15 protein-coding genes and 1 other annotated feature are annotated in these 14,140 nt (G+C 50.8%); all 15 genes read left to right on the top strand.

Features of this window, described 5'->3' with window-relative positions; all coding sequences use genetic code 11:
* Positions 1–86 precede the first annotated feature (86 nt).
* The 15 genes from ispD to DW720_RS11485 all read left to right on the top strand — a co-directional run bounded on the left by ispD (position 87) and on the right by DW720_RS11485 (position 13,979).
* Positions 87–854, top strand: coding sequence for a 2-C-methyl-D-erythritol 4-phosphate cytidylyltransferase (gene ispD, locus DW720_RS11555; protein WP_118749678.1), 768 nt, complete (start codon positions 87–89; stop codon positions 852–854).
* A gap of 37 nt (positions 855–891) precedes the next feature.
* Positions 892–1,026: a sequence feature (ribosomal protein L10 leader region), on the top strand.
* 47 nt (positions 1,027–1,073) lie between these two features.
* On the top strand, positions 1,074–1,562 hold the full coding sequence (rplJ, locus tag DW720_RS11550; RefSeq protein WP_022360614.1) for a 50S ribosomal protein L10: 489 nt from the start codon (positions 1,074–1,076) through the stop codon (positions 1,560–1,562).
* Positions 1,563–1,666: 104 nt separating this feature from the next.
* Complete coding sequence (rplL, locus tag DW720_RS11545; RefSeq protein ID WP_107001383.1) at positions 1,667–2,038, top strand: 50S ribosomal protein L7/L12; 372 nt, start codon at positions 1,667–1,669, stop codon at positions 2,036–2,038.
* A gap of 164 nt (positions 2,039–2,202) precedes the next feature.
* On the top strand, positions 2,203–2,865 hold the full coding sequence (locus DW720_RS11540) for a hypothetical protein (protein WP_118749677.1): 663 nt from the start codon (positions 2,203–2,205) through the stop codon (positions 2,863–2,865).
* 165 nt (positions 2,866–3,030) lie between these two features.
* The gene (locus DW720_RS11535) at positions 3,031–3,705 is read left to right on the top strand and encodes a uracil-DNA glycosylase (RefSeq protein WP_022360612.1); all 675 of its coding nucleotides are present in this window, start codon (positions 3,031–3,033) and stop codon (positions 3,703–3,705) included.
* 12 nt (positions 3,706–3,717) lie between these two features.
* Positions 3,718–4,557 (top strand): undecaprenyl-diphosphate phosphatase, encoded by an 840-nt coding sequence (locus tag DW720_RS11530; RefSeq protein ID WP_022360611.1) that lies wholly within the window; start codon positions 3,718–3,720, stop codon positions 4,555–4,557.
* A gap of 234 nt (positions 4,558–4,791) precedes the next feature.
* Entirely contained in the window at positions 4,792–5,499 is a 708-nt protein-coding gene (locus tag DW720_RS11525) for a polysaccharide deacetylase family protein (RefSeq protein ID WP_182429739.1), read from the top strand.
* A gap of 9 nt (positions 5,500–5,508) precedes the next feature.
* Positions 5,509–6,831 carry a replication-associated recombination protein A gene (locus tag DW720_RS11520; protein ID WP_117796079.1) on the top strand — a complete coding sequence of 441 codons (1,323 nt, stop codon included), beginning with the start codon at positions 5,509–5,511 and terminating at the stop codon, positions 6,829–6,831.
* Positions 6,832–7,204: 373 nt separating this feature from the next.
* Positions 7,205–9,016, top strand: a complete 1,812-nt coding sequence (rho, locus tag DW720_RS11515; protein WP_118538563.1) for a transcription termination factor Rho — start codon at positions 7,205–7,207, stop codon at positions 9,014–9,016.
* Positions 9,017–9,332: 316 nt separating this feature from the next.
* Positions 9,333–9,542, top strand: a complete 210-nt coding sequence (gene rpmE / locus DW720_RS11510; RefSeq protein ID WP_022360607.1) for a 50S ribosomal protein L31 — start codon at positions 9,333–9,335, stop codon at positions 9,540–9,542.
* A gap of 86 nt (positions 9,543–9,628) precedes the next feature.
* Positions 9,629–10,585, top strand: coding sequence for a DUF1385 domain-containing protein (locus DW720_RS11505; protein ID WP_118472588.1), 957 nt, complete (start codon positions 9,629–9,631; stop codon positions 10,583–10,585).
* Positions 10,586–10,617: 32 nt separating this feature from the next.
* On the top strand, positions 10,618–11,616 hold the full coding sequence (locus tag DW720_RS11500) for a HemK/PrmC family methyltransferase (RefSeq protein WP_118472589.1): 999 nt from the start codon (positions 10,618–10,620) through the stop codon (positions 11,614–11,616).
* A gap of 18 nt (positions 11,617–11,634) precedes the next feature.
* Positions 11,635–12,711 (top strand): peptide chain release factor 1, encoded by a 1,077-nt coding sequence (gene prfA, locus DW720_RS11495; protein WP_107001390.1) that lies wholly within the window; start codon positions 11,635–11,637, stop codon positions 12,709–12,711.
* Between the two features lie 31 nt (positions 12,712–12,742).
* The gene (locus tag DW720_RS11490) at positions 12,743–13,231 is read left to right on the top strand and encodes a deaminase (RefSeq protein WP_022360603.1); all 489 of its coding nucleotides are present in this window, start codon (positions 12,743–12,745) and stop codon (positions 13,229–13,231) included.
* The gene (locus tag DW720_RS11485; protein WP_182436548.1) at positions 13,221–13,979 is read left to right on the top strand and encodes a class B sortase; all 759 of its coding nucleotides are present in this window, start codon (positions 13,221–13,223) and stop codon (positions 13,977–13,979) included. The genes DW720_RS11490 and DW720_RS11485 overlap by 11 nt, the downstream gene beginning before the upstream one ends.
* The last annotated feature ends 161 nt before the right edge of the window (positions 13,980–14,140 follow it).

Genomic DNA, 14,140 nt, shown 5'->3' with positions numbered 1-14,140 from the left:
CGGTTAGTTTTTTTTAAAATATTGATTTGACAAAAAGTGGAAAAAGAGTGTTTTAAGAGATCGTTCTGGCATGGAGGAGAAACGAGATGGAACATACATTGGATCAATTTGGGAAAGAGAAAATTACACCGCATCCGACCCGCACCGCCGCTATCGTTCTGGCAGCCGGACAGGGAAAACGGATGAAAAGCAAGATTCAGAAGCAGTTTCTCCTTCTGGAGGAAAAGCCGGTCATCTGGTATGCACTTCACGCGTTTGAGGAGAGCCGGGTCGATGATGTGATTCTGGTGACCGGGGCGGATGAGATCGCGTACTGCCGGGACGAGATTGTAGGAAAATATGGATTTTCCAAGGTGCGCGCTATCGTTGCGGGCGGAAAAGAGCGCTACCATTCGGTCTACGAGGGTTTAAAGGCGCTCGGCAGCCAGCTTTCCTATGGGGAGGGGGACTGCGTCCTGATTCATGACGGGGCGCGTCCGTTTGTGGACGAGACGATGATTGAACGTATCGTATCAGATATACGAAGTTATAGCGCAGCAGTGGCAGGCATGCCGTCAAAGGATACGGTCAAGCTGGCGGATGCGGACGGATTTGCCTCTGTGACGCCGGAACGGGCGCATGTCTGGATGATTCAGACACCGCAGGGATTTACTTACCCGCTGATCCGCGCGGCGTATGACAAGATGATGAGTCGGGAAGAGTACCAGCAGGGAGTGACGGATGATGCGATGGTGGTCGAGACGATGACCGATCACAAGGTACGCCTGACCGAAGGTTCTTACCGGAATATCAAGGTGACAACACCGGAGGATATGGAGGTCGCGGCTGCATTTTTACAAAATAAAAAAAGTTAATAGGTCTATTGACAACCCTTGACTTCTATGTTATAGTACTTATCGTGTTTAACTGCCGAAGACAGCAGGTGCCGAAAGGCATAAGGTTAATACGCCTGCCGAGGGAACTGATATCGTTGTATATTTCTATCCCCCTGTCCTGCGAGTGACGGAGGGATTTTATTTTACAGAAAACGTTTACCAGGCGGTTATAGAAATAAAACAGGAGGTAAACCAATCATGGCAAAAGTTGAATTAAAGCAGCCGGTTGTTGCTGAAATCGCAGAATTATTCAACGGCGCTAAGGGCGCAGTAGTAGTTGACTACCGTGGACTGACAGTTGAGCAGGACACACAGCTCCGTAAGCAGTTAAGAGAAGCTGGTGTTACTTATAAAGTATATAAGAACACCATGATTCGTTTCGCTGCTAAGGGTACCGCGTTCGAGGCTCTGGAGCCGAATCTGGAGGGTCCGACCGCTCTGGCTGTATCCAAAGAGGATGCTACAGCTCCGGCAAGAATTTTAGCTGAGTTCGCTAAAAAAGCAGACAAGCTTGAGATCAAGGGCGGCGTTGTAGAGGATACTTACTACGATGCAAAGGGCATGCAGGTTATCGCAACCATCCCGTCCAGAGAAGTTCTTCTTGGAAAACTTCTTGGAAGCATGCAGTCTCCGATCACAAACTTCGCTCGTGTTATCAAACAGATCGCAGAGCAGCAGGAGGCATAAGACCCTTACCTGCAAAGCAGGGTGTAAGGTGCGTGAGAGCCGCATAGTAAAGCAAGAGGCCGCATAAGGCCGATTTAAAATTCAATCACAGGAGGAATATTAAAATGGCAAAGTTAACAACAGCTGAGTTCATTGAGGCAATCAAAGAATTATCCGTATTAGAGTTAAACGATTTAGTAAAAGCTTGCGAGGAAGAGTTCGGTGTATCCGCAGCAGCAGGCGTTGTTGTAGCAGCAGCAGGTGCAGCTGAGGCAGCAGAAGAGAAGACTGAGTTCGACGTAGAGCTGACAGAGGTTGGCCCGAACAAAGTTAAAGTTATCAAGGTAGTTCGTGAAGCTACAGGTCTTGGTCTGAAAGAGGCTAAGGAAGTAGTTGACGGTGCTCCGAAGGTAGTTAAGGCTGGCGCTTCCAAGGAAGAGGCTGAGGACATCAAGACTAAATTAGAGGCTGAAGGCGCTAAAGTTACCTTAAAGTAATTTAAGTAATTTCGCATAGAGCTAATTGCATTACAGATGGGGAGTCTGGCGTGTGCGTGAGCGCATGCCGGGCTCTTTTTATTTCATAGGAAATTGCGTCCTATGAAATAAAAAACGCTCCGCGAAGATGCAGACTCTTTTTTAAACGGGGGAATCAAATCAAGATGGCAGAGAAGATAAGAAATGAAACGGCAGCAGATGAGGAACTTAAAACGCTTCGGGAACGGCTTAAGGCGTGCGAATTTCTGCTGATTGGGCTTGGAAGCGAATGGGAGAAGGCGGGAGGCGCGGAGGTACAGGAGGCATACCGGGCGCTGGCATCGATGACAGAGGGGAAGGATTATTTTATCGTGACAACCGCAAAGGATGCGCGCATCTTTGAAAGCCCGTTGGATGAAGCGAAAATCACGGCGCCGTGCGGTAATGTGAACTGGCTTCAGTGTTCGAAAGGCTGTACGAAGGATATCTGGGAGCGCGGCGAGGTGGCGGATGGTATCTGCCCGCACTGTGGGGCGCCGCTGACAGAAAACACAGTTCTGGCGAATCCGTATATCGAGGAAGGTTATTTGAAAAGCTGGAATCTCTACCGGGAATGGCTGGCTGGAACCTTAAACCATGCGCTTCTGATTCTCGAGCTGGGAGTGGATTTCAAGACGCCGACCGTCATCCGCTGGCCCTTTGAAAAGACGGTCTTTTTTAACCGCAAATCGCATATGTATCGGATAAACCAGAAGTTTTACCAGATTGTCGGAGATATTCAGGAGAGGACCGTATCGATTCCGCAGAATTCGGTCGGCTTTATCCGCAATTTTGCTTCCTGCGATTGAGAGTCCACTTAGTTACTGGGCACGTATGCGTGAACAGTAACGTCCACTTATCTGCGGAGGGGACATTTGGGAAGCAAAACTTGAGAAACCGCTTCGATTGTGCTAAAATGGAACCATCGTTTGACAGAAAACGACAGAAAATGACATGGACGAGAGGATAGGGCAATGGGAGCAATCAGTAATGACTGGCTGGCTCCGCTCAGCGGAGAGTTTAAAAAGCCATATTACAGAAAGTTATACGATACTGTGAAACGGGAATATGAGACGCATGTTGTATATCCGGATGCGAATGATATTTTCAATGCATTTGATTTTACCCCTCTTTCCGAGGTAAAGGTGGTTATTTTAGGTCAGGATCCCTACCATGGTCCGGGACAGGCGCATGGGCTTTGCTTTTCGGTAAAGCCGGATGTGGAAATCCCGCCGTCCTTGGTGAATATTTATCAGGAATTGCACGATGATCTCGGCTGCTACATCCCGAACAATGGCTATCTGACGAAATGGGCGAAGCAGGGAGTCATGCTGCTGAACACAGTTCTGACCGTCCGCGCGCATCAGGCTAATTCCCACCGTGGAATCGGCTGGGAGGAGTTTACGGACGCTGCGATCAAGATCTTAAATGAGCAGGACCGTCCGATGGTATTTATTCTGTGGGGACGTCCGGCACAAGCGAAGAAATCGATGCTTAATAATCCGAAGCATCTGATTCTCGAAGCACCGCATCCGAGCCCGCTGTCTGCGTACCGCGGATTTTTCGGCAGCCGCCCATTCAGCAAGACCAATGAATTTTTAAAAGAACATGGTGTTGCCCCGATCGACTGGCAGATAGAAAACGTGTAGGAAGGAGCAGACATGAGTTTTGTTGAGATTTTAAAGGTAATTGTACTGGGAATCGTGGAAGGTTTCACGGAATGGCTTCCGATCAGCAGTACCGGGCATATGATTCTGGTGGATGAGATCATCCATCTGGATGTCAGCGAGGCGTACCGGGAAGTGTTTATGGTTGTCATCCAGCTGGGTGCGATTCTGGCGGTTATGGTGCTGTATTTCAATAAATTGAATCCGTTTTCACCGCACAAATCGATGGCGCAGAAGCGCGGTACAATTCGTTTGTGGATAAAAATTATTATAGCCTGCATTCCGGCAGCGGTGATTGGGCTTCCGCTTGACCATTTCATGGATAAGCTGATGAACGGCTATGTCGTAGCAGCGATGCTGATTCTCTACGGCGTTTTGTTTATCGTACTGGAAAATCGAAACGTGCACCGTCATTTTCCGATTGAGCGCGTGACGCAGATTTCGTTCCAGACAGCGGCGCTGATCGGCTGTTTCCAGGTGCTGGCGATGATTCCGGGTACTTCCCGTTCGGGCGCGACGATTCTGGGCGCGATGCTGATCGGCTGTTCACGTCCGGCGGCGGCAGAATTTTCATTCTTCCTTGGGATTCCGGTTATGTTCGGTGCGAGTTTTTTAAAGATTGTGAAATTTTTCATTCAGGGCGGCGGATTTTCTTTCGCGGAGTTTATTTATCTGGTTCTTGGTATGGTGGTCGCATTTGGCGTGTCCGTGTACTCGATCAAGTTCCTGATGGGATATGTCCGCAAGCATGATTTCAAGTTTTTCGGATATTATCGGATTGTGCTTGGTATCGTGGTGCTGTCCTACTTTGGTATTTCGGCGCTAGTAGGTTAAAATGTACGCTCGGAGTCTTTCCTGCACTTGCTTTTGCGGCTGGCGGAAAGATTCTGAGAGTACATTAAATAGAAAAAGAGGATTCAGACCTGACAGAAATGCGGAGGTCTGGATCCTTTTTTACGTTCATATAATACATGGAAGCGGGAGCGCAAATATAAAGGGGATGTCCTGTCACAGTTCAGGGCTGACACATCTAAAATGGTAAATCGGATCATTCAAAATAAGGGTTCCATGAGGAAAAAACTGCTCTGCCTGTGCGCGGCAGTGCTGCTGGATCTGTGTTTTTTGGGAATCGTGTGCAGGCTGGCAGTGGGGATGCAGTGGGAAGATTTGGCAAAAGTGGAGCAGGCGGACCAAACGGTTTTCTCCCCAGAATCTCTTTTCGGCGGGGAGTTGGCGCTGACCTTCGACGACGGGCCGCACAGGGTGTACACGAAAAAGCTGCTGGACGGCTTGCGCGAGAGGGGCGTGAAAGCCTCTTTTTTTCTGGTCGGGGAAAATATTCCGGGTAATGAAGAACTGGTGCGCCAGATGGCTAAAGATGGTCATCTCATCGGGGTTCACTGCATGGCGCATGTGGATCTGGCACGCCAGCCGATTGAAAAGAGCGTGGAGGAGATTCGGGAGACGGCCGATCGGATCGAGGCGGTCACGGGAAAACGTCCGGAATACATACGTCCGCCGTATGGTTCATGGAGTACGGAGCTTCAGGAGAAGGTGTCGATGACGCCGGTGTTCTGGGACGTCGATACGCTGGACTGGAAAAACCGGAATACGGCGCGGATTGTGAAGCATATCTGCAAAAATGCGGCGGTGCACACGGTGGTGCTGATGCATGATGCATATCAGACTTCGGTTGATGCTGCGCTTGAGACGATTGACACATTGACGGCGGAGGGATATACTTTTGTTACAATAGAAGAATGTCTGATTGATTGAGAGGATACGATGGATTTATTTGATTATATGCGGAAAAATACGATCGAGCAGGAGGCACCGCTGGCATCCAGGCTGCGCCCGTCCACGCTTGACGAGGTGGTGGGACAGAAGCATATCATAGGAAAGGATAAGCTTTTGTACCGGGCGATCAAGGCGGATAAGCTCGGATCGCTGATTTTTTACGGACCGCCCGGAACGGGCAAAACGACGCTGGCGCGCGTGATTGCCAACACGACGAGCGCGCGTTTTGAGCAGCTCAACGCGACGGTGGCGGGGAAAAAAGATATGGAACAGGTCGTGCAGGATGCCAAGGATGCGTTGGGGATGTACGGAAAGCGCACGATCCTGTTTATCGACGAGATTCACCGCTTTAATAAGGGGCAGCAGGACTATCTTCTGCCGTTTGTTGAGGATGGTACGATTTTGCTCATTGGTGCGACGACGGAGAATCCGTATTTTGAGGTCAACGGGGCGCTGATTTCCCGATCCCGTATTTTTGAGCTGAAACCGTTGGAAAATGCGGATATCCGCGAGCTTTTAGAGCGGGCGCTCCATGACAAGGAAAAGGGTATGGGAAGCTATCGCGCGGAGGCGACGGACGAGGCGCTCGATTTTCTGGCCGATATGGCAGGCGGAGACGCGCGCGCGGCGCTCAATGCGATCGAGCTTGGTATTCTCACAACGGAACGGAGTGAAGATGGGCTGATTCACATCACACTCGATGTAGCCCAGGAGTGCATCCAGCGCCGCGCCGTGAAGTATGACAAGACGGGGGACAACCATTACGATACGATCTCAGCGTTTATCAAGAGTATGCGCGGTACCGATCCGGATGCGGCAGTTTATTATCTGGCGAAGATGCTGGATGCAGGCGAGGATATCAAATTTATTGCGCGGCGTATCATGATCTGTGCATCGGAGGATGTCGGCAATGCGGATCCGCAGGCGATTCAGGTTGCGGTCAGCGCGGCGCTGGCAGTGGAGCGGATTGGTCTGCCGGAGGCGCGGATTATCCTGTCGCAGGCGGCTACCTATGTGGCGAGCGCGCCGAAGAGCAACGCGGCGTATGTGGCGGTCGATGAGGCACAGGAGGCGGTCAGGTTAAAGGGCAACTTTACGGTGCCGTCCCATCTGCGCGACTGCCATTACAGCGGGGCGGAGAAGCTGGGGCATGGTGACGGGTACAAGTATGCACATGATTATCCGAACCATTATGTGAAGCAGCAGTACCTGCCGGATGGACTGGAGGGCAGCACATTTTACCGCCCGTCAGAAAATGGGTATGAGAAGAAGATTGGGGAGTGGCTGCACTTTCTGAAGGGCTCTGAATGAGAAAAAGCTTCTTTTTAGATGGATTTTGCCGATGCTACGCATTCCAAATCGGCAAAATCTGCTGCCGGAACTGTATCGTACGGAATTTTCAGTTCAGAAAATTCCTACCTGTGAACAGTTACTATGTTCCTGAATTGATATGTATGAAGAAAATGTTTACTTGAATTTTTATGAAAACCGTTTATAATAAAACCAAGGTGGCTGCCGGATAAAGAGCAGTCACAGCATAAAAGGCTATGTTAAAAAGGTATGCCGGGCAGGTATCTGCCTGTCCGGTTTCGTGTAAGTACCTGGAAGACATCCACACGTTTCTTATTTCTGATTTTTGAATCCCAGAGAATATGACACAATTAAACAGGGTAAGGAGAATTATATGAGAGAAAAATTAAAGACACTCCCTCTGGTGCAGCTTCGGGAAATGGCGAAGGCACAGGGGTTAAAGGGGATCAGCACCCTGAAAAAGGCGGAGATCATAGACAGGCTGTGCGAACTTGAGAAGCCGGCGGAAGGGGGACAGAAAGAAGAAACGCCCCAGGCTTCTGTCAGTGAGCATCCGGCTGGATCGGCGGAACCGGCAGAGAGAATGGAAATGCACGTGCAGCCGCGCAGAACGGATGCAGGGCAGAATACATCGGCACAGACGTATTCGCAGCCGCGGAGATCTGCCAACGGAGAACGGGTTGCGGGAGGGCAGAATTCCAGCTATGAGCGCCGCAGCGAAGGCGGATACCGCCGGAATGAATACGGCTCCTATACACGCCGTGAGAATAATAACACCCGTTATCAGGATAACCGCAGACGCGAGTACACGCAGCGAGAGGGGTATCAGAGAAATTCCTATGTGCCGCGTAACAATTACAATGAAGCGATGAGCGCAAGAACCGAGTATAGCCAGCCGGAACATACCGCACCGGCACCGCAGATGGCAGAAGCAGCCTCCGAGTACAGTCAGCCGGAACGTACCGCGCCGGTGCAGCAGATGGAAAGCACCCGTACCGAGGTGGAAAATGCACGCATGGAGGATCTGAAAAATGAATTTCAGGAGTTGGACAGCGGCATCGAGGCGAACGGAATCCTGGAGGTTATGCCGGATGGATTTGGATTTATCCGTTGTGAAAACTTCCTGCCGGGTGAAAATGACGTCTATGTGGCGCCGTCCCAGATCCGCCGTTTTAATCTGAAAACTGGTGATATCGTGCGCGGAAGCCGTCGTGTGAAGTCGGCGACGGAGAAATTTGCAGCATTATTATATATTAATTCGGTCAATGGATACCCGACCAGCGTGGTGGAAAAACGTCCGAATTTTGAAAATCTGACGCCAATTTTCCCAAATGAACGTCTGCACCTGGAATATCCGGGGGTTAAGACTTCCATGGCGATGCGCGTGATGGATCTGCTGTCCCCGATCGGAAAAGGACAGCGAGGCATGATCGTATCCCCGCCAAAAGCCGGAAAGACCACCCTGTTAAAGCAGGTGGCGACGACCATCACAAAGAATCATCCAGAAATGCACCTGATCATCCTTCTGATCGATGAGCGTCCGGAGGAGGTGACAGATATCCGTGAGACGGTAACGGGAGAAAATGTCGAGGTCATCTATTCGACGTTTGACGAGCTGCCGGAGCGTCATAAACGTGTGTCGGAGATGGTAGTAGAACGGGCGAAGCGCCTTGTCGAGCACGGAAGGGACGTTATGATTCTTTTAGACAGTATCACCCGTCTGGCAAGGGCTTACAACCTGGTGGTTCCGCCGAGTGGACGAACTCTTTCAGGTGGTTTGGATCCGGCAGCGCTGCATATGCCGAAGCGCTTCTTCGGTGCGGCGAGAAATATACGCGAGGGCGGCAGCCTGACGATTCTGGCGACCGCGCTGATTGAGACGGGCAGCCGTATGGACGATGTTATTTACGAGGAATTTAAGGGAACCGGCAACATGGAGCTGGTGCTTGACCGCAAACTTTCCGAGAAGCGCATCTTCCCGGCGATCGATATCCTGCGTTCCGGTACGCGAAGAGATGATCTGCTTCTTTCGTCCGCCGAGGCGGAAGCGGTCGATATCGTCCACAAGGCGACCAACACGCAGAAACCGGAGGATACCGTCGAGCGAATCCTGGATCTGTTTGCCAAGACGAAGAACAATGCGGAATTTGTGGAGATCACGCGGAAAAAGGGGTCATTTTACTAAAAATCATGTTTCATCAATAGCGCATCTGTGAGGACTTTCTTCCAGGCAGGAAAACAGGACTGTAAGAAGAAAAATAGTATTGAAAAATAGATAAAATTGCTTGCTAAAAAGTACACACCATGATATAATTATAAGGCTGTATTAACAGACGGTAGTTCTGACATCTGCGTGAGTCGTCCTTACGAGTGGAAGGAACGCTTAAATGATGGAATAGCGTGCCTGGATGTGCGGAGCTTTATATAGAGCCGTTTTAAGACGGCTTGCAATTAAAAAAGCGGTCGGAAATCGCAATGAAAAATTCAGAGAGGTGAAAGAAATGAGAGAAGGAATCCATCCAGCCTATTATCAGGCAAAAGTAGTTTGCAACTGTGGTAACGAGTTCGTAACTGGTTCTACCAAGAAAGACATCCACGTAGAGGTTTGCTCCAAGTGTCATTCATTCTACACAGGCCAGCAGAAAGCAGCCGCTGCCCGCGGACGTATCGATAAGTTCAACCGCAAGTACGGCATCAACGCAGGCAAATAAGTTTGAACCATGTAAAGGTTGGGTTTTAGTGGCGACATTAAACTCAGCCTTTTTGTTTTCTTCTTTTTTTATTTTGAAAGGACAGCATGAAGTATTCAGGAATTGGCGGTCAGGCGGTAATTGAAGGAATCATGATGATGAAAGGCGAGGACTATGCAGTGGCAGTCCGCCGGCCTGACAAAGAGATAGAAGTAAAAAAAGACACATACCAGAGTATCACGAAAAAAGCGAAGATTTTACAGCTCCCGTTTGTGCGCGGCGTGTTCCGGTTTGCAGATTCGATGATCATCGGCATGCGGAGTCTGTCGTATTCCGCCAGCTTTTTTGAGGATGATGAGGATGCAGAGCCGGGAAAATTCGAACAGCTTTTAGACCGTGTGTTCGGCGAGAAGCTGGAGAGTGCGATCATGGCAGCAGTGCTGGTAATTTCGTTTATCCTGGCAATTGGTATTTTTATGCTCCTGCCGCTGGGGATTGCGAACCTGTTTAAGGGAGTTATCACATCGGATCATCTGATGGCAGTGCTGGAAGGTGTGATCCGGATCGCGATTTTTATTATCTATATTAAACTCGTTTCGCGGATGGAGGACATCCGGCGGACATTTATGTACCACGGGGCGGAGCACAAGTGCATCAACTGTGTGGAACACGGACATCCGCTGACGGTAAAATATGTGCGCGAGAGCTCGAAGGAGCACAAGCGCTGTGGTACCAGTTTCATATTGATTGTCATGGTGATCAGTATTCTGATGTTTATGGTGATCCGGGTCGATACGATCTGGATGCGGATTCTGAGCCGTATTATTCTGGTTCCGGTCATTGCAGGTATATCATATGAGGTATTGCAGTGCGCCGGACGGAGCAATTCGAAGTTTATGGATCTGGTGAGCCGTCCGGGTATGTGGATGCAGGGTCTGACGACGAAGGAGCCGGATGACTCGATGATTGAGGTGGCGATCGCGGCGACCGAGGCAGTTTTTGACTGGAGAGAATACCTGACGGAGAATTTCCCAGGCTGGGAAAAGCAGCTGGAAGAGTCATAAATAGAACACGGTACGACAGAGGGGATGAGTCGATGAGCGAGGAAAACGGAAGAACAGACCTGACCTGGAGAGAGCTGTTGGATGAGGGCGGCGCGCGCTTAAGTGAGGCGGGTGTGCCGGACGCAGGAACGGATGCCTGGTATCTGATGGAAGCGGCGTTCGGGATTGACCGGGTGCATTATTATCTGGATCAGAACCGTCCGATCCATGCGGAACGCCTGGAAAAGGGCTATGGGCGCTATCAGGAAATGCTTCAGAAACGGGCAGAGCGCATTCCACTGCAGCAGATTCTGGGAATGCAGGATTTTATGGGAATGACATTTTCTGTCGATGAAAATGTCCTGATTCCGCGCCAGGATACGGAGACGTTAGTTGAGCGGGTTCTTCGGGATTACCCGGAAAAGGATCTGAAACTTTTGGATATGTGTACCGGATCCGGCTGTATCGCGATCAGCCTTGCCGTGCTTGGCGGCTACCAGAACGTGACGGCGGTGGATATTTCCGAGGCGGCGCTGCGCGTGGCAAAAAAAAATGCGAGACGTCTCTTTTTGATTCAGAAGGGAACTGCGCGGTCAGAATCGTTTCAGGTATCGGAGGATCCGTGGTGCATCCGCCTGAAAACGTGGCTGGCAAAGGGACCGCGCCTGCAGGCAGAGATCGAGGAACACAGCCTGACACTTTTGCAGAGCAATCTGTTTCAGGCAGTGGAGGCGGATGTCATGTACGATGTGATTGTGTCGAATCCGCCGTATATCCCATCGGCGGTGATCGATGGTCTGGAACCGGAGGTACGCGACCATGAGCCGCGGCTGGCGCTGGACGGCAGCGAGGACGGTCTGTATTTTTACCGGGTTCTGGCGCTGGAGTGCAGCAAACATCTGAACAAGGGCGGCTGCGTATATTTTGAGATAGGATATGACCAGGCGGAGGCGGTCAGCCGGATACTGACCATCGCCGGGTATCGGGAGATAGAAGTGATAAAGGATGAGCCGGGGCTTAACCGCGTGGTAAAGGCACGGTGGAACCGTTAGACGATAGAGGAGGATATCATGTTTGACAGATTGGATGATTTGCTGATCCGTTATGAAGAGCTGATGGAAGAGCTCGGCAGCCCGGAAGTGGCAAGCGATACAAATCGTTTCCGCAAGCTGATGAAGGAGCAGTCGGATCTGGCTCCGATTGTGGAGGCATATAAAGAGTATAAGAAGGCAAAACAGGACGTAGAGGACAGTCTGGCGCTTCTGGATGAGGAATCCGACGAGGAGATGCGCGAGATGGCGAAGGAAGAGTTAAATGCTGCGAAAAAGCGCATCGAAGATCTGGAGCAGGAATTAAAAATTCTGCTTCTTCCGAAGGATCCGAACGATGAAAAGAACGTTATCGTCGAGATCCGTGCAGGTGCAGGCGGCGATGAGGCGGCATTATTTGCGTCCGAACTGTACCGTATGTATGTGCGCTTTGCAGAGCGCAACCGCTGGAAAACTGAGCTTGTCAGCGTCAGTGAAAATGGAATCGGCGGCTTCAAGGAGGTCGTTTTCATGATTACCGGCCAGGGCGCTTACTCCAAGATGAAGTACGAGAGCGGTGTCCACCGCGTACAGCGTGTGCCGGAGACCGAGTCCGGCGGACGTATCCATACCTCGACCGCGACGGTTGCCGTGATGCCGGAGGCAGAGGATGTGGACGTTGTCATCGATGATAAAGATATCCGTATTGACGTTATGCGTGCGTCCGGAAACGGTGGACAGTGTGTCAACACGACTGACTCCGCGGTACGTCTGACCCATATTCCGACCGGTATCGTGATCTACAGCCAGACTGAGAAATCGCAGTTACAGAACAAGGAAAAGGCGTTCCGTCTTCTGCGTTCCAAGCTATATGATCTGGAGCTGGAGAGACGCCAGAACGAGGAAGCGGCAGAACGCCGCAGCCAGATTGGTACCGGTGACCGTTCCGAGAAGATCCGTACCTATAACTTCCCGCAGGGACGTGTGACCGAGCACCGCATCAAACTGACCTTGTATAAGATCGATTCGATCATGGACGGCGATCTGTATGAGATCATTGACAGCTTAATTGCAGCCGATCAGGCGGCGAAGCTGGCGAAGATGAATGAGGGCATCTAAAGAATTAGAGAAAACGGAAGGGGGATCCTATATGGAAAGAAGAGATAAAGTCAATTATTATTTGGATCTGGCGGAAATGGTTTCGCAGCGGAGTACCTGTCTGCGAAAGCACTACGGGGCAGTGATTGTGAATAACGATGAGGTTATCTCGACCGGCTATGTGGGTGCCCCGCGCGGACGGAAAAACTGTTCCGATATCGGTCGCTGCATCCGCGAGGAGCTTCATGTGCCGCGCGGCGAGCGGTACGAGTTGTGCCGCAGTGTCCATGCCGAGGCCAATGCCCTGATCAGTGCCTCCAGAGAGCGCATGATCGGCGCGTCGCTGTATCTGACCGGTGTCGATGCGAGAACCGGCGGGTATGTGGAAAAATCGAGCTGCTGTTCGATGTGCAAGCGCATGGTAATCAATGCCGGAATTGAACATGTCTATATCCGTGATACGAAAAATGAGTACCGAAAAGTCGATGTAGAAGATTGGATCCGCGAAGATGAATCGCTGGAAGGAAAATTTGGGTACTAAGAAGCGCACAGGAGACGGCGCTGCCCGCTGGGCACGCCGCATCTTCTGTGCTTTTTTGATCGTGATTGGATGTCTGGTTCTGGCGGATGGTGTGGGGGATGCGGTTAGAAGGGCGGAAAACAGAGATTCCCAATCTGAAGGAAATGTAGAGCAGAATTTATCTGGAAAATCTGATTCAGATGCGTCAGAGCCGATATGGCAGCCAGATTTCGCAGCCTTAAAATGTCAGAATGCCGACGTCATCGCCTGGATTCGCATTCCCGGTACTCACATCGACGAACCGATTGTCCAGACAACCGACAATGAATCGTACCGCAGCATCGGGCTGGATGGAAAACCAGATCCAGCCGGGACTGTCTTTCTGGACTGCGAGAGTGCACCGGATGCATCGGATTTTCATTCGATTTTTTACGGGCATCATATGAAGGACGGAAGCCGGTTTTCCGAGCTGATCCGCCTGAAAGACGAAGAGTTCTTCCAGAAGCATCGGACGGCGTATCTCTATTTCCCAGATGGGAAAAGGCGGACACTCCGTCTGATTGCAGCGCTCACTGCGGGCAGTCAGGGGGAACGGCGTAGGACGGAATTTGCGGATCAGTCGGAGATGCACCCTTATATAGAAGAAATGACGCAGGGATGCTGGTTTCGCGAACTTCCGGACGAGGAGGTTTCCCACTTGTATTCCTTTGTGACGTGCAGTTATGAATTTGCGGATGCGCGGACGATTGTGTATGCAGTGGATGAATGATGCTTATGGATTGTACGTTACTGTTCACGCATACGTGCCCAGTAACGGAATTTGCCGTGGCTCCGCATTTAAATACGGCAAATTCCTGCTGCCACCACGTTTTCTTACGGCACTTTCGGTTCCAAAAGTGCCTACCCGTGAACAGTTACGATTGTACAATG

Origin of the sequence: Clostridium sp. AM27-28, assembly GCF_003480955.1 — a bacterium.
GTDB lineage: Bacteria > Bacillota > Clostridia > Lachnospirales > Lachnospiraceae > Otoolea > Otoolea fessa.
The sequence above is the reverse complement of the archived record's forward strand: the minus strand, read 5'-3'. Positions and strand labels throughout refer to the sequence as shown.